At 60.1% G+C, this 21066-nt stretch carries 16 protein-coding genes; 9 read left to right on the forward strand and 7 right to left on the reverse strand.

Annotated features, from left to right (window positions below; translation table 11 throughout):
• Positions 1–7 precede the first annotated feature (7 nt).
• Positions 8–970 (forward strand): WD40/YVTN/BNR-like repeat-containing protein, encoded by a 963-nt coding sequence (locus ACQKP2_RS07850; RefSeq protein ID WP_427575692.1) that lies wholly within the window; start codon positions 8–10, stop codon positions 968–970.
• A 180-nt stretch (positions 971–1150) separates the two neighbouring features.
• On the opposite strand, the gene ACQKP2_RS07855 is transcribed toward ACQKP2_RS07850, so the two are convergent.
• Entirely contained in the window at positions 1151–2020 is an 870-nt protein-coding gene (locus tag ACQKP2_RS07855; RefSeq protein WP_427575693.1) for a phytanoyl-CoA dioxygenase family protein, read from the reverse strand.
• A gap of 294 nt (positions 2021–2314) precedes the next feature.
• Between ACQKP2_RS07855 and ACQKP2_RS07860 the strand changes: the two genes are divergently transcribed.
• A complete protein-coding gene (locus ACQKP2_RS07860) occupies positions 2315–3514 on the forward strand; it encodes a PucR family transcriptional regulator (protein ID WP_427575694.1) in 1200 nt (399 codons plus the stop codon).
• A gap of 49 nt (positions 3515–3563) precedes the next feature.
• Here the strand turns inward: ACQKP2_RS07860 and ACQKP2_RS07865 are convergent, their stop codons facing one another.
• Entirely contained in the window at positions 3564–4043 is a 480-nt protein-coding gene (locus ACQKP2_RS07865; RefSeq protein WP_427575695.1) for a TetR/AcrR family transcriptional regulator, read from the reverse strand.
• Between the two features lie 196 nt (positions 4044–4239).
• On the opposite strand from ACQKP2_RS07865, the gene ACQKP2_RS07870 reads away from it, so the two are divergent.
• Genes ACQKP2_RS07870 through ACQKP2_RS07880 form a run of 3 tightly spaced genes read left to right on the forward strand, consistent with a single transcriptional unit; the run spans position 4240 to position 9920 of the window.
• Positions 4240–5373 carry a MexC family multidrug efflux RND transporter periplasmic adaptor subunit gene (locus ACQKP2_RS07870; RefSeq protein ID WP_427575696.1) on the forward strand — a complete coding sequence of 378 codons (1134 nt, stop codon included), beginning with the start codon at positions 4240–4242 and terminating at the stop codon, positions 5371–5373.
• Positions 5374–5388: 15 nt separating this feature from the next.
• On the forward strand, positions 5389–8517 hold the full coding sequence (locus tag ACQKP2_RS07875) for a multidrug efflux RND transporter permease subunit (RefSeq protein WP_427575697.1): 3129 nt from the start codon (positions 5389–5391) through the stop codon (positions 8515–8517).
• A complete protein-coding gene (locus ACQKP2_RS07880) occupies positions 8517–9920 on the forward strand; it encodes an efflux transporter outer membrane subunit (RefSeq protein WP_427575698.1) in 1404 nt (467 codons plus the stop codon). The genes ACQKP2_RS07875 and ACQKP2_RS07880 overlap by 1 nt, the downstream gene beginning before the upstream one ends.
• An 83-nt stretch (positions 9921–10003) precedes the next feature.
• On the opposite strand, the gene ACQKP2_RS07885 is transcribed toward ACQKP2_RS07880, so the two are convergent.
• The 5 genes from ACQKP2_RS07885 to ACQKP2_RS07905 form a co-directional block, all read right to left on the reverse strand.
• Positions 10004–10564, reverse strand: a complete 561-nt coding sequence (locus ACQKP2_RS07885) for a TetR/AcrR family transcriptional regulator (RefSeq protein WP_427575699.1) — start codon at positions 10562–10564, stop codon at positions 10004–10006.
• Positions 10565–11131: 567 nt separating this feature from the next.
• Positions 11132–12502 carry an alginate export family protein gene (locus ACQKP2_RS07890; protein ID WP_427575700.1) on the reverse strand — a complete coding sequence of 457 codons (1371 nt, stop codon included), beginning with the start codon at positions 12500–12502 and terminating at the stop codon, positions 11132–11134.
• 458 nt (positions 12503–12960) lie between these two features.
• Positions 12961–14526 carry an MFS transporter gene (locus tag ACQKP2_RS07895; RefSeq protein WP_427575701.1) on the reverse strand — a complete coding sequence of 522 codons (1566 nt, stop codon included), beginning with the start codon at positions 14524–14526 and terminating at the stop codon, positions 12961–12963.
• A 112-nt stretch (positions 14527–14638) separates the two neighbouring features.
• On the reverse strand, positions 14639–14974 hold the full coding sequence (locus ACQKP2_RS07900; RefSeq protein WP_427575702.1) for a hypothetical protein: 336 nt from the start codon (positions 14972–14974) through the stop codon (positions 14639–14641).
• Between the two features lie 24 nt (positions 14975–14998).
• Positions 14999–16654 carry an electron transfer flavoprotein-ubiquinone oxidoreductase gene (locus ACQKP2_RS07905; RefSeq protein ID WP_427575703.1) on the reverse strand — a complete coding sequence of 552 codons (1656 nt, stop codon included), beginning with the start codon at positions 16652–16654 and terminating at the stop codon, positions 14999–15001.
• 306 nt (positions 16655–16960) lie between these two features.
• Between ACQKP2_RS07905 and ACQKP2_RS07910 the strand changes: the two genes are divergently transcribed.
• The 4 genes from ACQKP2_RS07910 to ACQKP2_RS07925 are packed head-to-tail and all read left to right on the forward strand — an operon-like array spanning position 16961 to position 21024.
• Complete coding sequence (locus ACQKP2_RS07910; protein WP_427575704.1) at positions 16961–17830, forward strand: MaoC/PaaZ C-terminal domain-containing protein; 870 nt, start codon at positions 16961–16963, stop codon at positions 17828–17830.
• 28 nt (positions 17831–17858) lie between these two features.
• Positions 17859–18929 carry an acyl-CoA dehydrogenase family protein gene (locus ACQKP2_RS07915; RefSeq protein WP_427575705.1) on the forward strand — a complete coding sequence of 357 codons (1071 nt, stop codon included), beginning with the start codon at positions 17859–17861 and terminating at the stop codon, positions 18927–18929.
• A gap of 10 nt (positions 18930–18939) precedes the next feature.
• Positions 18940–20097, forward strand: a complete 1158-nt coding sequence (locus ACQKP2_RS07920) for an acyl-CoA dehydrogenase family protein (RefSeq protein WP_427575706.1) — start codon at positions 18940–18942, stop codon at positions 20095–20097.
• A gap of 21 nt (positions 20098–20118) precedes the next feature.
• Entirely contained in the window at positions 20119–21024 is a 906-nt protein-coding gene (locus tag ACQKP2_RS07925) for an SDR family oxidoreductase (protein WP_427575707.1), read from the forward strand.
• Positions 21025–21066: the final 42 nt, after the last annotated feature.

Below are 21066 nucleotides of genomic sequence, written 5' to 3' on the forward strand. Positions count from 1 at the left end.
GAGAAACATGCGATACATGGTTTCATTAACGGCGGCTTTGCTCGCTACAGCGTTGCCGCTGGTGTCTCTCCAGGCCGCGCTGCTACAGCCAGTACCCGCCGTCCACTCGATCAATGCCACGCAGGCCACCATGCTGGATGCCGTATGGGCAGGGGAGCGGGTGGTTGGTGTCGGCGATCACGGCGTCGTGTTGTTGTCCGATGATCACGGTAAGAGTTTCCGTCAGGCGAGCTCGGTACCGTTGTCCACGCCGTTGACGGGGGTGTCTTTCGTGGATGCCAAGCGGGGGTGGGCGGTTGGCCACTGGGGAGCGATTCTGTCCACCATCGATGGCGGTGAATCCTGGCAGATCCAGCACCTGTCCAGCGCAGAGGATCGGCCCCTGTTCGCAGTGCATTTTTTCAATGCCGAACAGGGCGTTGCAGTGGGCCTCTGGTCTCTGGTGTTGACTACCGAGGATGGTGGGCAGACCTGGACGGAGCAGTCCGTGCAGGCACCACCGGGCGCCAAGAAGGCTGACCTTAACTTGATGGGGCTTTTTGCCGATAGCCGCGGCACGCTCTACGCCACGGCCGAACATGGGCAGGTGTTGCACTCCGAAGACCATGGAAAAAGCTGGCGTTATCTGGATACCGGCTACGAAGGCACCCTTTGGTCCGGCGCGGTACTGGCCGATGGAAGCCTGCTGCTAGGAGGCCAGCGTGGCACCTTGCTGCAGGGTTCAATGCACGGCAAGGGCTTCCGCAGGTTGCCAACGCAAAGCAAAGGTTCGGTCACCTCCGTAGCGGTAGCGGGCCCTCGAGTGCTGGCGGTCGGGCTGGACGGGCTGATGGTACAGAGCAGCGATGGTGGACACAGTTTCCAGGAAAAACAGTCCGCTGATGGTGTTTCGCTGACGGCGGCGCTGTTCAATGCCGACGGGACACCTGTTCTGTTTTCACGTCGTGGGCTCGTACCCTACCAGGAGTGAAGGGTCGCTCATTGCCCAGCGCGCCGATGGGCGAACTGCCTGCGGCACGCTGGCCATGAGACGTTTACCGCCACTCGCTCAGAGGCCAGGCATCGCAAGCCGATGCCTGGCCTCGTTGGTTGTCTGGGTGTTTTGACGGTGTAGCACTTCCAGGACCAGACAGGTCAACTTTGGACGTTTCTAGAGCTGGAGATAATCCGCCAAGTCTGCGTAATTATGTTGCCACAAGCCAGGGCTGCCATTGGGGTACTGAGAACGGAAACCGAGGATCTTCTGCACACGCGGAGTCAGCGTCCTGACCACTTCTAGAGGCACGATCAACGGATAGGCTTCTTCAGGCGTGATAATCGAAGCTTGCATCGGGATCGTCAGCCCGCGACGGTACTGGTCAGTCGTTACGTTGGCCCCGCCACCATGAACGACTTTCCCACCGAACAGCACGGCATCCCCAGCTTTCAACAGCGCTGGGATCGTCATCTCTGGCGTTCCCACATCTTCGAAGTCATCCCAGTCCTGGCTCCCCGGAATCAAGCGCGTAGCGCCGTTTTCCTCGGTGAAATCCGTCAGGGCCAGCATCAGGTTCGCAATGGCGCGTGGCGCATTCTTGTTCATGGCCACAAACGGTTGATACTGCGCCATGTCACGATGCAGCATTTGAGCTTTATTGCCCGGGCCGATCTCGATCAGTTGAGCGGTTGTCAACCACCAGTCACCACACTCTGGCTCGAAAAGCACTCGCCCCAAATCGTGAAAGAGGTCGTCATCCAGGATTTCCTCACGAAAGGTCTTGCTGTAGGTAACGAGGTTGGTAAGCCTTTTGGTTTGTTGGCCATGGAACGCTGCAATCAATTCGTGTTCGTGCTTGGAACCCGCATCCAGCGTGGCAAGTGGTGCTTCGAGTTCGTCGTTGATCCGTACTACTTGTTCAGGCGTCATGAAGTTACGGATGATGACTGCACCCGCCTGATCACTCAGCAGAACAATCTCTTGCGCTGAAGTCGATCGGGTTACGATGGGCAGACTTGGCAAGGAGTCGCGAGAGGCTGACATTGAGAACACTCCAGATTAAAAGGATCGGTTGGCGCAGGTGGATTGATGCCCCGTCAATGGGCATCAAAGAACAGACCCGCTTGCCACTGCGCTAAACCCAAAAAAAGAACATGGAGCGTCACGGTGCCTCCTTGTTTTTTTTTGTTCAGGCAGTGAGTTCATGCTAGGTTTCCCCTTGCTAGGTGCCAAGGTACAAACTGCACCATTTTCCCTAAGATTTTTGAGTGATTTGCACTGCCCATGACCAGCACGCCATCCCCCTGGCCACGCCCATCGGAAGCCGTTCGTGAGCTCATGCGCAAAGGCGCCGAGCTCGCTCAGACGCTGCCGCCGGAGTGGATCGAGCGCCTGAATCAGGCGCTTTTCTCTTCACCGGAAGATGCGAAGCTGCTGGAGGACCCGGTCATCCTCGCGGCGTGCCGGCGCGCCAATCGGGCAGAGTTGCTGCACTGGGCGAATGCAAATCTGCAGCGCCCTGGAGAGCCGGTGGAACCATACGTATCTGCTGACATGGTGGACACAGCCAGGGAGCTCGCCCGCAGGGGGTTGTCCGAACTGCTGATGAACGTCGCAAGGTCGACACAAAACGCAGCCTGGGAGCTGTGGATGAAGATGGCGTTCAGCCTGACGCAGGATCCTGTGGTGCTCGAGGAGTTCCTGGAAGTCTCGACGCGCTCGATCTCGGAGTTCATCGACAGCAACATGCGTGTGGTGACCCAGATCATCCTGGAAGAAAAGAGCGCCCTAGCCCATGACGACCCTGTCGACAGACGCACCCTGGTCAGTCGGTTGCTCGATGGCAGAGACGTGGATGCAGAGCAGTTCGGCAGGCGACTGGGCTACAGCCTTTCCCAGAAGCACCATGCTTGCCTCGTCTGGAGCGAAACCCCGAACGCAGAGATCCGCCCGCTGGAAGAGATGGCGCGCGCGCTGGCGCATCTCACTGGCACGGTAGCGCCCCTGATCGTGTTCGCAGGTCCAGCGACCCTGTGGGTCTGGAGCAATGCGGCAAAGCCGCTGGACCTGAACCTGCTGCAAGGCGTCGCTCGGCAGTTTCCAAAGATACGCGCGGCAATCGGCTCCCCAGGCGCGGGAATGAACGGCTTCCGTCGATCGCACCTGGAAGCCTTGACCACCCAGAGATTGATGGGCCGGTTGGCTGGCGCACCCGCCATTGCCACGATCGATCAGGTGAGGATGGTGTCCCTGATGACCCACGATGCCCGCGCGGCCAGGCAGTTTGTCTTGAGTACGCTAGGGCGCCTGGCGACCGAGCCCGCAGCTCTTCAGAACTCGTTGCACGCTTTCCTGGCCAATGGCTGCAATATCACTCAGACCGCTGAAGTGCTCGGTACCCACCGCAATACATTGCTGCGCCGGCTGGAGCGCGCCCAGGACCTGTTGCCTATCCCGCTTGCTGACCATCGCATCCAGATTTCCGCTGCCCTTGAGCTGGTGATCTGGAGTACGCCGCTGGAAGACGGCGAGCAATAGCCACCGTCTCTCTTCCCTGTGTTGTCGCAGTGCGCCTGTTCGCGAGCGCTCAATTGAGCGCCTGCGTCGCAATGCCCCGTAAAAAAACGCTCTCCAGAATTTTGCTGCACTCTCTTGGCGTGCGGCCTCGTTGGCGAGCATCGACGGCGCCATGCAGCAACGATACGAACATCTCCGTCAGCAAAGTAGCGGTGACATCCACCCGAAATACACCCTGTTGCTGGCCGTTGAAAAACAACGCATCGAGCCTTTCCAGATAGAACTGCAGGTCTGTCTCCCCCTGAACTCCCATGTGCACAGGGTAACGGGACGCTAGAAACGCGATCAGCTCACCTTGGGCCAGGTGTTCCTGAATCAGCTGGCGCACGGCAGCCAAGGGCTGTGTGGTCAGCAGATCGATGTTGTCAAGGATCTGCAGGAGGGCTTCTTTTGCGTGCTGTCCGAGCTGGCTATCCAGGTTATCTCTTGTACCGCTGTAACGATGCAGGGTTGCTCGGCTGATGCCCGTAAGCGCAGCCAGCTCGCCCATGGATGCTCCTGGTCGTAAGGCGACAGCGGTGTGGAGGGCGTTCAGTAGCTTGTCTGGCAGAAGTGGTCTTGTGAAATCAGCGCCTGAGATCATGGAGTCCATCAGGAGTATTATGTGAGCTTAATGAGTCATTATTGACTCATTTAGATTTGAAACGTAGCATTCGGGTCGTTTTTAATCAAGGCTTGGGTGTGTGATGGGCAAGACAGGTTCGATAAGAGTGGGCGTACTGGCGGCAGCGATTGCCTTGGCAGGTTGCAGCCCCGCCGCGGAGCAGGACAGTGCAGCCAATGCCAGTTACCCGGTAGAGGTCGTGACGTTAGTCTCCGAGCAGGTGACATTGGCCGCTGAACTGCCGGGCCGGGTCGAGCCGATGCGCGTCGCTGAGGTGCGGGCACGGGTGCCAGGTATCGTTTTGCATAAACGATTCGAGGAGGGGGCTGACGTCAAAGCTGGCGATGTGCTCTTCCAGATTGATCCGGCGCCGTTCAAGACGGCCCTGGCCCGTGCTGAGGCCGACCTGGCCCGTACCCAGGCTGTGCAGCAGGAAGCCCTGGCGCGGGTGAAGCGCTATGAGCCGCTGGTCAAGATCGAGGCGGTCAGCCAACAGGACTTCGACAGCGCCACCGCCGAGTTGAACAGCGCCCAGGCGGCCGTACGTTCTGGTCAGGCCGATGTGCAGGCCGCACGCCTGAACCTGGGCTACGCCACGGTTACCGCGCCGATCTCCGGGCGCATTGGCCGTGCCTTGGCTACCGAAGGCGCGTTGGTAGGGCAGGGTGACGCGACGCTGATGGCACGCATCCAGCAGCTTGACCCGATCTACGTTGACTTCACGCAGTCCGCCGCCGACGCTCTGCGCCTGCGACAAGCAGTGATGGATGGCACGCTAGCGGCCGACAGCGGGCGTTTGACGGCGCAAGTGGAGGGTACGGATATCCAGCGCTCGGGCGAACTCATGTTCACCGACGTCACTGTGGATCGTGGCACCGGCCAAGTCATTCTGCGCGGCCGTTTCGACAACGCCGACGGCACTCTCCTGCCGGGAATGTATGTGCGCGTGCGCACGCCTCAAGGTACCGATAACCAAGCCATTTTTGTTCCCCAGCGCGCCGTTCAGCGCGGCAGTGATGGTCAGGCGCGGGTCTTGGTGGCCGCGCATGGCATCGCCGAAGCACGCATCGTACAAACCGGAGTGATGCAGGGCGCTCGCTGGCAAATCAAAGAGGGGCTCAAGCCGGGTGATCAGGTCATCGTTGGCACACCAGCAGGGCTGGCCGCAGGTATGCCGGTGACACCAACCCTGAAACAAGCAGCTGCCGCTGACTGATGCGAGGCAAGCGAGATGTCTAGATTTTTCATCCAACGCCCGAATTTCGCCTGGGTTGTGGCGTTGTTCATTTCCCTGGCAGGTTTGCTGGTGATTCCATCCCTGCCCGTGGCTCAGTACCCCAACGTAGCGCCACCGCAGATTTCCATCACTGCTTCCTACCCGGGTGCTTCGGCCAAGGTTATGGTGGAGTCGGTGACCAGCATCATCGAGGAGTCGCTCAACGGAGCCAGGGGGCTGCTGTACTACGAGTCCACCAACAACTCCAACGGCGTGGCCGAGGTGATAGTGACCTTCGAGCCGGGTACTGATCCGGACATGGCCCAGGTCGACGTACAGAACCGATTGAAACAAGCCGAGGCACGTATGCCTCAGCCTGTGCTGACCCAGGGGCTCAAGGTGGAGCAGGCCAGTTCCGGCTTCCTGCTGATCTACGCCCTGACCAGCAAGGCCGGAGATCCTGGCGATACCACGGCCCTGGCTGACTACGCCGCGCGCAACATCAACAACGAACTGCTGCGCGTGCCCGGTGTGGGCAAGCTGCAGTTCTTCGCCTCGGAAGCGGCCATGCGAGTCTGGGTCGATCCGCAGAAACTGGTGGGTTTTGGCCTGTCCATCGACGACATCAACAATGCGATTCGTGGCCAGAACGTCCAGGTACCGGCGGGCAGCTTTGGCGGCACACCGGGTGCCAGCGAGCAGGAACTGACTGCGACCTTGGCAGTGCAGGGCACTCTCGACACCCCCGAGGCCTTCGCCGGCATAGTCCTGCGCGCCAATCCGGACGGTTCCAGCGTGCGCTTGGGCGACGTCGCGCGCATGGCCATCGGTAGCGAGAACTACAACCTGTCCGCGCGCCTGAACGGTCAGCCGGCCGTGGCTGGCGCGGTACAGCTGGCGCCGGGCGCCAACGCCATCCAGACCGCAACGCTGGTCAAGGAGCGTCTGGCCGAGTTGTCACAGTTCTTCCCGGATGGCGTCGAATATTCGGTGCCGTACGATACGTCGCGCTTCGTCGACGTGGCCATCGAGAAGGTGATCCACACTCTGGTCGAAGCCATGGTCCTGGTGTTCCTGGTGATGTTCCTGTTCTTGCAGAACGTCCGTTACACCCTGATCCCTTCGATCGTGGTACCGGTTTGTCTGCTCGGTACGCTGATGATGATGAAGTTGCTCGGCTTCTCGGTGAACATGATGACCATGTTCGGCATGGTGCTGGCCATCGGCATTCTGGTGGACGATGCCATCGTGGTGGTTGAGAACGTCGAACGGTTGATGGCCGAGGAAGGCCTGTCGCCGGTGGACGCGACCATCAAGGCGATGGGGCAGGTGTCCGGGGCGATCATCGGCATCACCCTGGTGCTGGCCGCGGTGTTCCTGCCGTTGGCGTTCATGTCCGGTTCGGTGGGGGTGATCTACCAGCAGTTCTCCGTGTCGCTGGCGGTGTCGATCCTGTTCTCCGGTTTCCTGGCGCTGACCTTCACCCCGGCGCTGTGCGCCACATTGCTCAAGCCAGTACCCCATGGTCACCACGAGAAGGGCGGCTTTTTCGGCGCCTTCAACCGTAGCTTCGCCCGTGTGACCGAGCGCTATTCGCTGCTCAACAGTGAGTTGGTGGCCTGTGCCGGCCGCTGGATGCTGGCCTATGTCGGCATCCTGGTGGTGCTCGGCTATTCCTACCTGCGTCTGCCGGAGGCCTTCGTGCCGGCCGAGGACCTTGGCTACAGCGTCGTCGACGTGCAGCTGCCGCCGGGTGCCAGCCGGCCACGCACCGATCACACCGCAGTAGCTTTGGAGAAGTTTCTGATGTCCCGTGACGCGGTGGCGAACTCATTCATCGTCAGCGGTTTCAGTTTCTCGGGCCAGGGTGACAACGCCGCGCTGGCGTTCCCGACCTATAAGGACTGGTCGCAGCGTGGCAAGGAGCAGTCGGCGGACGCGGAAACCGCAGCGATCAATGCGCAGTTCGCGGCCAATGGCGACGGCACCATCACCGCGGTCATGCCACCGCCGATCGACGGTCTGGGCAACTCCGGCGGTTTCGCCCTGCGCCTGATGGACCGTGGCGGTCTCGGGCGCGAAGCGCTCCTGGCGGCCCGCGACCAACTGCTGACCCGTGCAAACGGCAACCCGGTGATTCTCTACACGATGATGGAAGGTCTGGCCGAGGCGCCGCAGCTGCGCGTGCAGATCGACCGTGAGAAGGCTCGCGCGCTGGGCGTGAGCTTCGAGGCTATCAACAGCACCCTGGCCACTGCCTTCGGTTCGGCGGTGATCAACGACTTTACCAATGCCGGGCGCCAGCAGCGCGTGGTGGTGCAGGCCGAACAGGGCGAACGCATGACTCCGGAAAGCGTACTGCGCCTCTATGCACCAAACGCCAACGGCGAGCAGGTGCCGTTCAGCGCCTTTCTCACCACCCAGTGGGAAGAAGGCCCGGTGCAGTTGGTGCGCTATAACGGCTACCCGTCGATCCGCATCGCCGGCGACGCTTCGCCGGGGCACAGTACCGGCCAGGCAATGGCTGAAATGGAACGTCTGGTCAGCGAGCTGCCGCCGGGTATCGGCTATGCCTGGACTGGCCTTTCGTACCAGGAAAAGGTTTCCAGTGGCCAGGCCGCCGGCCTGTTCGCCCTGGCCATCCTGGTGGTATTCCTGCTGCTGGTGGCGCTATACGAGAGCTGGGCGATTCCGCTGACGGTCATGCTGATCGTGCCGATCGGTGCCCTGGGCGCAGTGTGGGCGGTGATGCTCACCGGCATGCCCAACGACGTGTACTTCAAGGTTGGTTTGATCACCATCATTGGCCTGGCCGCGAAGAACGCCATCCTGATCGTCGAGTTCGCCAAGGAGCTGTGGGAGAAGGGTTACAGTCTGCGTGACGCCGCCATCGAAGCCGCTCGCCTGCGTTTCCGCCCGATAGTGATGACCTCCATGGCCTTCATCCTCGGCGTGGTGCCGCTGGCCATCGCCTCCGGCGCCGGTGCGGCAAGCCAGCGCGCCATCGGTACCGGCGTGATCGGCGGCATGCTCAGTGCCACCTTGCTGGGCGTGGTGTTCGTGCCGATCTGTTTTGTCTGGGTGCTGACGCTGTTCAAGCGTAAGCCTGCCCCTGTGCAACAGTCTGTCGAGGTAGCGAAGTGATGATCATGGCTAATCGTGTGCTTGCGTTCGTCCTGGTTTTCACTCTGGCCGGCTGCTCCCTGACGCCGACCTATCAGCGTCCCGAGGCGCCGGTGGCTGCCGAGTGGGGCAATGCCGCCGGTCACCAGGGCCGGCCGGTGGAACAGTTGGGTTGGCAGGCGTTCATCGTCGACCCAACGCTGCGCCATCTGGTCGGCACCGCGCTGGACAACAACCGTTCCCTGCGCCAGACCCTGCTCGACATCGATCAGGCCCGTGCGCAGTACCGGATCCAGCGCGCCGACCAGGTACCGGGCGTGAATGCCGGGGCCTCCGGCAACCGTCAGAATGTGCCCTCGGACCTGTCGAACGATGGCCGCGCTGGCGTCAGCAGTGCCTATCAGGTGGGGCTGTCACTGCCTGAGTATGAAGTGGACCTGTTCGGTCGGGTCAAGAGCCTGAGCGATGCGGCCCTGGAGCAGTACTTGTCCACCGAGGAGGTTGGCCGTGCCGCGCGCATCGCCCTGATCGCCGAGGTGAGCCAGGCCTATCTGACCCTGGACGGCGCCGAACGGCGTCTGGCGCTAACCCGCCAGACCCTGGCCAGCCGCGAGGATTCGCTGGCCCTGGTCGGCCAGCGCCATTCCGCCGGCACGGCCACAGCGCTGGATCACCAGGAGGCGCTGGGGCTGGTCGAACAGTCCCGGGCGGAACTCGAGTCGACCGTGCGCCAGCAGCGCCAGGCCTACAATGCACTCGTGCTGTTGCTGGGCAGTGCCGATGCGGCGAAGGCGATTCCCGGTGAGCGTCCGGATGAGCCAATGGTGCTGCATGACATCGCGCCGGGCGCGCCGTCGGCACTGATCGAGCGCCGACCGGACATCCTCGCCGCCGAGCACCAACTGCGGGCACGCAATGCCGATATCGGCGCGGCGCGGGCGGCGTTTTTCCCGCGCATCAGCCTGACCGGTACCTTTGGTACTTCCAGTGCGCAGATGTCCGGGCTGTTCGATGGTGGCTCGCGTAGCTGGAGCTTCATGCCGCAGCTGTCGCTGCCGTTATTCGATGCTGGGCGCAACCGTGCCGGGCTGAGCCTGGCCGAGGCACGCAAGGATTCGGCGGTGGCCGCTTATGAAGGGACGATCCAGACCGCCTTCCGCGAAGTGGCCGATGCCCTGGCCGCCACAGACACCCTGCGTCGCGAGGAGGCCGCGCGTCGCGCCCTGGCCGATACCAGCCGAGCGACCTTGGCGCTGGCCAAGGCACGTTACGAGGGTGGGGTGGACAATCACCTGCGCTACCTAGATGCGCAGCGCAGCAGTTACGTGAACGAAGCGGCCTTCATCGAGGCCAGCACCCAGCGCCAACTGGCCCTGGTCGACCTGTTCCGCGCACTCGGCGGCGGGTGGTCGGACAAGGGGTGAAGCTTCCTCCCCTGGTTGGTAGAACCAGTCGCTTGGTCCCGGGGAGTCGTGCCCCGGGGCCTTTTTTGACTCGCGAAGGCAGCTTAGCGAGCGGGTGCGCAAGCGCCCTCGAGGAAGAGTAGTTCAAGTGTCTGTACGGACGTAGCGCTGGCCGCCCGCCCGCGGCGTTCGGCGTCAACGATGCCGTACACCATACTCAAGAACATTTCAGTGAATACTGCAGCGCTGATGTCGATGCGGAAAGCTCCGGCCTGTTGACCGCGCAGAAAGAAGGTATCCAGGACGTCCGCATACGCCCGCCACGGGCGGTTTGCCTCGCTATCGTCGAAGGAGTCTGGACGGTACTGGAAGAGCAAGAAGATCATCATCTCTCGATGCTTGAGGTGCTCGATGATGAGACGACGGAGGGCCGTTACCGGGTCGGAACTGTTTAGATCTGCATTACCCAGGACTTGATTGAGGATCTGTTCCCCGTAGTTTTCCAGCATGCTCACCAGATTGTCACGGGTTCCACAGAATCGGTGCAGAGTAGCCTTGCTAACGCCTGCTGCCTCGGCCAGTTCCTTCAATGTGGCGCGGGGGTGGACGACAATCGCATCGGCCAACGCTTTGAGTAGACGCTCGTCGGTGATCGGAAGGTGCATCAAAATATTCCACACGGCATGTTGTGCGGCTATTGTGAAGGAAATGTGAGCACATGGCATCCATTTGATCAAATAATGATTCAATTAAGGCTTGAGGGATTCACTGGTTTCGTCGGCACTCTCCAAAACCTCATGAGGCAAATCTAGAGCCGATCCATGCAGGTCTGCCTGTACGCCGCAGAGTCACCATGGTGCTGGCTGCTGGCAATCTTCTCGCACAACGGGCATGCCCGGTGCGCTTTAAGGTTGGCGCGCGATGGCATACGCGTGGCGGGAATTGCTCCAGGAAGTCCTGTCATGCATGTGCCCAAAGCCATCGACAACAGGTGCGGTCAATGGCCAGCTCCAGCCAATGCGCGAGCAATCTCACAGGCGGCCTTGGCGCCAGTCTCGATGGGCCCCTCGATACCACCGGCACCGATCACCGCAATGTCGCTTCCAGCGAAATGGAGGCAGCCGAGAGGTCTGCGCATCTGTGGCATCACTTGGGTAAGGTTGCCAGGCCGGTGATGGACCCATCCGCCGAGAATTATTGTCGAAGGGTGGTCGCATCGCGGCCCCCCAGTATTAGTAAGTGAAGGAAGTGACAAACGCCACGAAAGTTTGTGTGTCGGTGACGCCATATACCGCTTCAGCGCCCTGACGGGGTTTCCACAGGCCGATGATCGGGATGAACAGCAAATTCGGCGTCGGGGCGGTCTGGAAGTACAGGTCCAGTTCGTCGGCCAGATGCTCCGAATCCCGTTCGCTGTCAAAGCGGTAAGCCATGGCGCTGATGGCCAGCTTGTCATTGATGATGGTTTGCAGCGAAATCCGGCTCACCCGGGCGTTGCTGTTGAACGGGCCAGCGAAATTGCCCGCCACCTCACCCTGGACCCATGCCGGATTGCCCAGTGTAGAACCATAGAACAGTGGGTCGAAGGTTTCGGATTTGCTTGTGCTGGGATCGTCACCGGAAAAGCGCGAGTAGCGGTAGCCGATCTGCGGCGCCAGCGGTACATCGGCAAACTGGTAGTCGATGCTGGCGTACCAGGCGTAGGCGTCCACATCGCTTGAACGCTCGGCGGCATATCCGCCGGCAATGGAGAGCGGGGTGAGGCCCAGGTTGGTCGTACCGCGCAGGTTGTAGACGTCCAGGTCCTTGCGCAGGGCGAACAGCCCTCCGGCGCGCTCGGTGTCGACGTTGTTCACCTGGAACCAGGCTGCGCCCAGGGTGTTTCCAGGGGCCGGGCTGTATTCACTATTGACCCCATCGAGATGCGGCGAACCCTGACCGTTGTTGTTGGACTCAAGGTGAAAGCCTTCCACCGAAAGGCCCTTCAACGGAAGCACCCTGACGATGCCGGTGTTGGCGAAGGACGCCCTGCCGGCGAGATAGTACAGCCCGCCGCGGTTGAAGCCGTTGCCGATGCGCTCACCGAAGTTAAACTGGTCTCCGGCAATCAGGAAGGCGTCGCCCATCAAGTATTTTTGGCGCCCGGCGGAGAGGTCCAGCCAGTTGTTCTTCCAACCGGCATAGGCGCTGTCAAAGTCGGTGCGGTATTCGTGGCCGGTGGAGGTGCCGGCGGCGTCGCCATCGCCAAACAGCTTGGAGGAGATGATGCCGACACCACCGTAGACGGTCCCCCCCAATCCCCGCATGGTGCCGCTCAAGCCGCCGCGGAAGTAGCTTTCTATCCATTTCACCGACGTTTCATCGGCACCTGCGTAGTCGAACGAGCTGTAGAAGGGTGAGGCTGTCACCTCCAGGTTGAGGTCCAGGGTGCCGTTGGCACCTCTGTACAGCGGGTGGGCGTGGCTGGTGCCGAGGTCGACTTCTTCGGCTGGGGCCAGTTCGACAGCAGGCAGGTCGAGTAGCGTCGCAGCGAACGAGGCGTTGATGACACACTGCAGTAGACAGAGAAACAAACACTGCAGGGCACTGCATCGAATGTTCATGTTCACTCACCCACGAGGCAGGGGCACCGGGTTCTTGTTGCTACGTTCCTCACATGTATCCGCTACTACCGGTTTGCCAGACGGGCTGCCAGGCAGGGTCAATTACGGATTGAGCTCGCAGGAAGGCTGTTGCCCGCCATCTGTTGCAATTCCATATCCAAGCTTAGCTGATCGACATCGCGGCGGTTCAAGGTCACGACTTCGCTTGGCGTGCCGTTCAACTGCATGCACGATTTAGCGCAACACATGTTTTTCTACTTCGGCGGAGCACAAAACTCTTGGCTCTCAGGTGTGACGCCCCCTGAAATCGATGAAGATCGAAAGGTGATGTCCGGGATACGGTGACCGCTGAACCCACACAAGCCGCGAGAACATGACAAGGCCCAATTTCGACTACCAAAAACAGTCAATCAATCACTCGCGAACTGCACCACTTGCGTCGCAAATCCGCAGAGGAATCAATGGATACGGCGCTGCCACAATGCAAACAGCGCGGCACCGACCGACAACGCTGCCAGCAGCATGAACCCATCCAGAAAACCCATAAAATTAGCCTGATGCGTAATTAACGTTTCCACTTCCGCCATGGCCAGCGCATTGGCAGCCGAAACGGAATAACCCGCCTGTACGAAGTGCTGGGTGAGAGGGGCAAGAAACTCGCGTAATGCCGGGTTGCCGGGTGAAACGTTGGCTGCAAGGACTGTCTGGTGGAACACGAGTCGGTGCTGTTCAACGACAATTATTGTTGCGGTCGACAGTGAATAGGCTACCTGCTTGACGATGTTTTTGATCCGGTAACTGTGCGGGTAAAGGTCGGTGGTGAAGGATTGATACGCGAGATTGGCGACCGGCAGCGCAACGAACAAGAGCAGCAGGCCACGCAGCGTCAATGGCAGCAGCAACCAGCTCATGCTCACGTCGGGGGGCATACTGGCTAGCCAGCCACTGATGCCGGCGGCCAGCAGAAAACCGGGTACGAACAACCATTTCTTGCGGGCCAGACGACCCGAATACCGGAAATAGATGACCGCTGCGCCTAAGGATGCCAGCGAGGTCATACCCACTAATTGGCCGGCATTCTGCACCGGATAGTCGAGCCCCACCTGGAGCAGTCGTGAGACCAGGTAACCCAGTGCGTTACTGATGAAGTAATACAGTGCATAGAGAATCAGACCGGTGCGGAAGGTTGCCTCCTTAAGGCCTTGCAGGCGTAGAAGCGGATGCGGGTGACGCCATTGGTGCCAGATGAAACCTCCCAACATCAGCAGCCCGGCCAGTGTTAGCGCCTCTAACCCCGGCGATTCGCTGAATGGCGTATAACGCAGTTGTTGCAGCACAATTTGCAGAGCTGCCAGCGCCAGAGCAGCACCCACGTAAGGCCACAGCGGTGGTTGCTCGCGTTCATGAGCCGGCACCCGGCCGCTGGCAGGGACTACCAGTAGTACCAATACGGCGACCAATAGTCCCGCGAACATCGTGCAGAAAAAAATTGCCCGCCAACCGAACGCCGCTACCAGGTAACCACCGGCCAAGGGTGCCAGTGCACTGCAGAGCAAAATCATCAACAGGAAGATCCGTACTGCGCCGGCACGTCTTACCGGTGCGAAGCCGAGTTGCAGAAGGATGCGGCAAGCACCGAGCATTGGTCCCATCACATAGCCCTGAAGCGCGCGAGCCATGGCCAGTTCTAGAGGCGAATCACTCAAGGTGCAGGCAAGCGAACCAGCAGCGCATAACAGCAAGCACAGTCCGATGTAGTTGCGGTTGCCAAGACGCTCCACCCACCATTGATGTTGCAGGATGCCCAGCACACTGGCCACGGCGTAGGCGCTGGATGACCAGATCAACTCGTCAGGCGGTGCGCCAATACCACCCGCGATCTCACCGATGAAAAACGAAAAAGCCGAGTTATCGAAGTAGTCCAATCCAACTGACAGCGCGATTGCCAATGGAAACAAAAAGGAGCGCCAACTGGTCGATTTGGTTTCAGCTGGGCCAGGCTGAACGGGGGCATAGGTATTCATGGGTATTTACAGAGTCTGTCATGGTGGGCCAGCAATGGGTTGACGAGGCGCTCGGCAACCCAGGGAGGTGATCCATCAACGTGCTTCGCGACGCAGGGCAACGTGTCAGGTTTTAAAGGCAAGCCCGGGCAGCATCTTCCCAGCGTTCGGCTCTGCCCTGTGCAGTAGGTAGAAAGACGTCAACATTGATCCCCGGGTTTTCTTCAGTCACAACTGCCAGGGCAATAGGCCCGATGTGCGTCGAGGAAATTTCCAGTGAGTAACCCGTACGTGTCTTGATCTTCGAAATGGAGGTGGCAGGGGCTTGCCATTTCGGCTCCAGGCACTGCACGTAATCCTGTGCACTTTTTTTACTCTTCTCGGTAAAACCGGTGGAGTGCGACTCCAGGAAACCTTGGGAACAACCGGCCAGTGCCAAAGTTGTGATGATGGCTGCGAACGTTTTCATATTTTGCTTCCTGTGATGCGTAGGTTACATATTGGGATAGTTGGGACCGCCGGTGCCTTCCGGGGCGATCCATGTAATGTTCTGAGCGGGATCCTTGATGTCGCAGGTCTTGCAGTGCAGACAGTTCTGCGCATTGATTTGCAGTTGCTTGCCTTCGTCATTGGCTGGAACGATTTCATATACCCCGGCAGGGCAGTAGCGCTGCGCGGGCTCGTCGTAGATCGACAGGTTATGGGTGATTGGCAGATTCGGATCGGACAGTTTGAGGTGAACGGGCTGGTCCTCCTCATGGTTGGTACTGGAGAGAAATACCGATGACAACTTGTCGAAGCTGAGCTTGCCGTCAGGCTTTGGGTACTCGATCCTCGGAGCTTCACTGGCGGGTTTGAGGCAACTGTGGTCCGGGCGGGTGTCTCGAAGTGTGAATGGGAGCTTGCCGGCAAATAGGTTCTGGTCGATGAAGTTGAATGCTCCCCCGGCAACTGCTCCAAACTTGTGGAGGGCGGCACCGAAATTGCGGCTGCGTTGCAGTTCTTCGTAGAGCCAGCTGGCCTTGAAGCCTTCGACATACTCGTGCAGTTCATCCCCTCCGCAACGCCCATCATGTAGTGCTTGCGCGATGGCCTCTGCGGCGAGCATGCCGGACTTCATCGCGGTGTGACTGCCTTTGATTTTGGCGAAGTTCAAGGTGCCCAAGTCGCAGCCAATCAGCGCGCCGCCAGCGAAGACCATCTTCGGCAGCGAGTTCAGGCCCCCTTTGCAGATCGCACGGGCGCCATAGCTGACACGTTTTCCCCCCTCCAGGTACTGGCTAATGACCGGGTGATGCTTATAGCGCTGGAATTCGTCGAACGGCGATAGGTGAGGGTTGCTGTAGGACAGATCTACGATCAGGCCGACGACCACCTGGTTGTTCTCCAGGTGGTAGAGGAACGAGCCGCCGGGATTCTCGTCGTCCAGCGGCCAGCCAGCAGTGTGCACGACCAAACCCTGTTCGTGCCGCGCCGGATCGATATCCCAGATTTCCTTGATGCCTAGTCCGTAGTGCTGGGCATCGGCAGCAGCGTCAAGGTCGAAGTGCTTGATTAATTGTTTACCGAGATGCCCGCGGCAGCCTTCTGCAAAAAGGGTGTACTTGCCGCGCAGTTCCATCCCAGGGGTGTAGTAGCCCGGCTTGGGTTGCCCGTCGCGGTCCACGCCCAGGTCGCCGGTGACGATGCCGCAGACGCTGCCATTCTCATCGATCAGTGCTTCCTGGGCAGCGAAGCCGGGATAGATCTCGACACCGAGAGCTTCGGCCTGCTGAGCGAGCCAGCGGCACAGGTTGCCGAGGGAAATGATGTAGTTTCCTTCGTTGTGCATCGGGCGGGGAACGAAGAAGCCAGGGACTTTGTTTGCTCGTTCGGCGTCGCGAAGAAAGTAGATATCGTCACGTTTCACTTGCGTGATCAGCGGTGCGCCAAGCGCCTGCCAATCAGGGAAGAGCTCGGTTAATGCGCGTGGTTCGAAAATGGCTCCGGAGAGAATATGGGCCCCCACCTCGGAGCCTTTCTCGACAACGCAGACACTGATCTCCTGGCCAGACTCCAGAGCCTTCTGTTTCAGCCGGCAAGCTGCAGACAAACCGGCGGGACCGGCGCCCACGATGACAACATCGAACTCCATTGATTCACGTTCCACTTCTCGACCTCTCTGTGACGATTTGATACCCGCCAGTGCATGCTCTGGCTCGGCTCATTGAACAGAATGATTCGATAGGCAAAGCAGGAATTCAATTTACGAAAGTCAAAGTGGCACTTCCGATCCAGCGAACAACAACTAAACCGATGCCTTATCAGTTACGAGGTTTCGGCACCCTGAATATCCTCAGATTGCAATGCGATTTCACCGAGGAGGCACTTTCGAATTCGTAAATTGAATTGAAAGTTCTCTTACTGAAACATCCCCTCAAGTCATGAACAGCGACAAGAACAAGGGGATGGCGCGATGCCCATCGAGATTGAAAAGCTGCTTGATTACCCGATCCCGGCAGTCCGTCAGACACTGACCCGGAACCAGACGGCGTTTTACGCGCTGTCTGTTGGGGTGGGTCACGATCCATTGGATGAGCGGCAACTGGATTACGTCGACTTCCGCCGCAATTTGCGAGCCATGCCTTCAATGGCCTTGGTACTGGGCCATCCGGGCTTCTGGTTGGCCGATCCGCGATCGGGCGTCGACCCCAAATGTGTTGTGCATGGTGAGCAGGAGATCACCGTGCATGGCGCGCTCCCTGTTGAAGGTCAGATCATCGGTGAGACGAAAATCATTGGAGTGGTAGACAAAGGACCGGGGCAGGGCGCCTTGCTCTACACCCGCAAGGAGGTGCGCAATGCCGAGGATGGGCTGCTACTGGCGAGCACGCTGAACACCATATTTCTACGTGGCGGCGGCGGTTTTGGTGGCGACAGCACGCCTCTACGGAGCAGTCATCAGGTGCCAGGCAGTGAGCCCGACTTCTGCGTCGATATGCCCACCCGCCCTGAACAAGCCCTCTATTACCGCATCAACGGTGACGACAATCCGTTGCACGCGGACCCCTCTGTCGCCATGGCTGCAGGCTTCAGTCGGCCAATCCTGCATGGCCTATGTACCTTCGGCACCGTCTGCCACGCACTGCTCAAAACCCTTGGTGACTACGACGCTTCACGCCTGCGCAGCATGGAGTTGCGTTTCTCTGCTCCGGTGCTGCCGGGCGAAACCATTCGAAGTGAGATCTGGCGCGACGGTTCGTTCCGAGCACGTGTTCTGGAGCGTGACGCCGTGGTGGTGAGCAACGGCCTGGTGACGTTCGCCGCGACTTCCACTCATGACTGAATTCACTACAGGCTATCAGGAGATCGAAATGCATTCGGTTGATGAACGTTTGGAAAACATCCGCATGATTCGCGACAGCGCAGCGGCTTTTGCTCCCGCTGGCGAGCTGGCCCGGGTGCGCGGCCTGCGCTACAAAGTGCCTGGGTTCGATGACACTGTCTGGCAAGAGATGGCCGGCAACGGCTGGCTGGGTCTGTCGATCCCAGAGGCGAAAGGCGGTGCCGGTCTGGGTATGGCCGAGTTCTGTGCCTTGCTGGAAGTGTTCGGCGCCGCGCTGCTGCCCGAACCCTTCGTCCCGGGAGTGCTCGCCGCGCGTCTGCTTGACGGTGAGCAACTGGCTGCGCAATTGGCCGGTGAACGCCTGTTGCTACCGGCCCTTCAGGAGGAAATCGGCAGCCTGTACACCACGCAGGGCTGGGCCCACCTGAGCAAAGGCAAGGTAAGCGGGCGCAAGCTGAGCATCCCCATGGCCGCCGCGGCCGACGGTTTTCTGGTCAGCACACCAGAGGGCCTGGCGCTGGTGGAAGCCAACGCGCTTGGCCTGAATCTGGACATCGTCACCACCCAAGACGGTGGACACTTCGGCAACCTGCATCTGGACAATGTCCCCGCCGAAGCACTGCCACTGCAGACCCAGTCTTTGGTCGACGCCTTCGACGAAGCCGCGCTGGGTACTGCCGCCTACCTGTTGGGCGTCGCCGAACAGGCCTTCGTCCTGACGCTGGACTACCTGCGTACCCGCAAACAGTTCGGGCAGACCATTGGCAACTTTCAGGCCCTTCAACACAGGGCAGTGGACCTCAAACTGCAACTCGCCCTCTGGCGCGCCAGCGTGGAAGCAGCGGCCGCCTGTTGCGACGTCGGCGCGCCCGCCACCCAGCGTCGTGCAGCGGTTTCCCGCGCCAAAGCCCGCGCCGCTGATGCTGCTTTGCTGGTGACCCGCCAGTGCGTCCAGTTGCATGGGGCCATTGGTTACACCGACGAGTGCGATGTCGGCCTCTACCTGCGCAAGGCCATGACCCTTGCCAACCTCTACGGCTCTTCCGACCAGCACCGGCGCCGCTACGACGCCTGCATGCCACGCCTGACCAGCGCTTGAGGACACCACTATGAGCGACAAACTGCAATTACCCGATTTCAATGCCCTGAGCGACGACCAGTTCCGCCAGGCGGTCCGTGAGTTCCTGCAGGCGTATTTCCCTGAAGAACTGCGCGACCTGCCCAAGCGCCTGCATTGGGAAGAAGTGAAAGGCTGGTATATGACCCTTTCCCAGCACGGTTGGTTATGCCCGGGTTGGCCCCGTGAATTTGGCGGCATGGGCCTGTCGGCGGCCAAACAACTGGTGTACACCGAGGAGTTCGAAAATTACGGAGTGGCCCGTACCCCTGATCACGGAATGATGCTGCTCGGCCCACTGCTGATCCGTTACGGTTCGCCCGAGCAGCAGCAATACTTCCTGCCGCGCATTCTTTCGGGCGAGCACATCTGGTGCCAGGGTTACAGCGAGCCTAACGCAGGGTCCGACCTCGCCAGCTTGCGTACCGAGGCAGTGCTGGACGGCGACGAGTGGGTGGTTAACGGCCAAAAAATCTGGACCACGCTGGCCACTGATGCCGACTGGATTTTCCTCCTGGTACGCACTGACAAGGCCGCCAAGAAACAGGAGGGCATCAGCTTCCTTCTGGTGCCAATGGACAGTCCCGGCGTGACTGTACGGCCGATCCTCAACCTCGATTTACACGATGAGCTGTGCGAAGTGTTCTTTGACGACGTGCGCGTGCCGAAAGCCAACCTGGTTGGTGAGATGAACGCCGGCTGGACCATGGCCAAGGCGCTACTGGGCTTTGAACGGATCTTCCTCGGCTCTCCCAAACAGTCGGCGAATGCGCTGACACGCCTCGCGGTGTTGGGCAAGCACCTGGGCCTGTGCGATGACACAGGTTTTCGCGACAACCTGACCCGACTGCGTCTGGATCTGGACGACCACAAGCTGTTGTTCGAGACCTTCGCCGAGCGCCTGCGTCGCGGTGAGAGCTTGGGTGCCGACGTATCGCTGCTCAAGGTGCATCAGACCGAGCTGTTCCAGCGCATCACCGATTACATGTTGGAGATCGCCGGGGAGTACGCGGCTTACCTGGACCCGATCGAGGGCAACGGCAACCTTAACCCTACCGGTCTGTTCCTCCAGGCGCGCCCCGCGACCATTTACGGCGGCAGCTCGGAGATCCAGCGCAACATCCTGGCCAAGGCGATGCTCGGCCTGTAACCGAACGACGGAGAGAACGACATGCTCGACAACAAAGTAGTAGTGGTCACCGGTGCCGGCGGTGGTATCGGCCGGGCCTTGGCAGTGGAGATGGCGCGCGCCGGTGCCTCAGTGGTGATCAACGACGTGGGTGTTTCGCTGGGGGGCGAGGGCGGCTCGTCCACCCCGGCCCAGGAAACGCAGAAGTTGATCGAAGCCCTTGGCGGTCGCGCGGTAATCAACACCGACAGCGTCGCCGACTGGAACGGTGCCCAGAACATCATCACCTGCGCCATGGACAGCTTTGGCCGTATCGATGGTGTGGTGAACAACGCCGGGATCATCCGTGACGTCATCTTCCACAAGATGAGCGTCGAGGACTGGCAGTCCGTGATCCAAGTGCACCTGAACGGCAGTTTCTTCGTCAGCCGTGCGGCCGCCGAGCGCTTCCGCGCCCAGAACAGTGGCGCCTTCGTGCACATGGTCAGCACCTCGGCGCTGATCGGCAACGTCGGTCAGGCCAACTACTCGGCGGCCAAGCTGGGCATGGTTGCCTTGAGCAAGTCCATTGCTCTGGACATGCAGCGCTTCAACGTACGCTCGAACTGCCTGGCGCCTTTTGCGTGGAGTCGCATGACCAGTGCCATCCCGGATGTGACACCGGAGGAGAAGGCACGCGTCGAGCGTCTGAAGCAAATGACCCCGGAAAAGAACGCGGCACTGGCAGTGTATCTGCTGTCGGACCAGGCCAAGGACGTCAACGGTCAGATATTCACTGTACGCCGCAATGAAATCTTCCTTATGGGTCAGAACCGCCCGGTTCGTTCGGTACAGCAGGGCGACGGCTGGACTGCCCAAGCCATTGCCGAACATGGCATGCCGGCTCTGTCTGGCTCCTTCACCCCGTTGCAGGTCAGCGCTGACGTGTTCTGTTGGGACCCTGTTTGATCTACCCGCGGTTAACGAATTTACGAGGTTGAGTTTTATGAA

Origin of the sequence: Pseudomonas sp. NPDC089569 (assembly GCF_050280625.1) — a bacterium.
In the GTDB taxonomy this organism is placed as follows: Bacteria; Pseudomonadota; Gammaproteobacteria; order Pseudomonadales; family Pseudomonadaceae; genus Aquipseudomonas.

Excerpts from the sequence above, each read along its gene's own strand:
- ACQKP2_RS07850 (WP_427575692.1), top strand. The coding sequence starts at position 8 with ATGCGATACATGGTTTCATTAACGGCGGCTTTGCTCGCTACAGCGTTG.
- ACQKP2_RS07855 (WP_427575693.1), bottom strand. The coding sequence starts at position 2,020 with ATGTCAGCCTCTCGCGACTCCTTGCCAAGTCTGCCCATCGTAACCCGA.
- ACQKP2_RS07860 (WP_427575694.1), top strand. The coding sequence starts at position 2,315 with ATGCGCAAAGGCGCCGAGCTCGCTCAGACGCTGCCGCCGGAGTGGATC.
- ACQKP2_RS07865 (WP_427575695.1), bottom strand. The coding sequence starts at position 4,043 with ATGGGCGAGCTGGCTGCGCTTACGGGCATCAGCCGAGCAACCCTGCAT.
- ACQKP2_RS07870 (WP_427575696.1), top strand. The coding sequence starts at position 4,240 with ATGGGCAAGACAGGTTCGATAAGAGTGGGCGTACTGGCGGCAGCGATT.
- ACQKP2_RS07875 (WP_427575697.1), top strand. The coding sequence starts at position 5,389 with ATGTCTAGATTTTTCATCCAACGCCCGAATTTCGCCTGGGTTGTGGCG.
- ACQKP2_RS07880 (WP_427575698.1), top strand. The coding sequence starts at position 8,517 with ATGATCATGGCTAATCGTGTGCTTGCGTTCGTCCTGGTTTTCACTCTG.
- ACQKP2_RS07885 (WP_427575699.1), bottom strand. The coding sequence starts at position 10,564 with ATGCACCTTCCGATCACCGACGAGCGTCTACTCAAAGCGTTGGCCGAT.
- ACQKP2_RS07890 (WP_427575700.1), bottom strand. The coding sequence starts at position 12,502 with ATGAACATTCGATGCAGTGCCCTGCAGTGTTTGTTTCTCTGTCTACTG.
- ACQKP2_RS07895 (WP_427575701.1), bottom strand. The coding sequence starts at position 14,526 with ATGAATACCTATGCCCCCGTTCAGCCTGGCCCAGCTGAAACCAAATCG.
- ACQKP2_RS07900 (WP_427575702.1), bottom strand. The coding sequence starts at position 14,974 with ATGAAAACGTTCGCAGCCATCATCACAACTTTGGCACTGGCCGGTTGT.
- ACQKP2_RS07910 (WP_427575704.1), top strand. The coding sequence starts at position 16,961 with ATGCCCATCGAGATTGAAAAGCTGCTTGATTACCCGATCCCGGCAGTC.
- ACQKP2_RS07915 (WP_427575705.1), top strand. The coding sequence starts at position 17,859 with ATGCATTCGGTTGATGAACGTTTGGAAAACATCCGCATGATTCGCGAC.
- ACQKP2_RS07920 (WP_427575706.1), top strand. The coding sequence starts at position 18,940 with ATGAGCGACAAACTGCAATTACCCGATTTCAATGCCCTGAGCGACGAC.
- ACQKP2_RS07925 (WP_427575707.1), top strand. The coding sequence starts at position 20,119 with ATGCTCGACAACAAAGTAGTAGTGGTCACCGGTGCCGGCGGTGGTATC.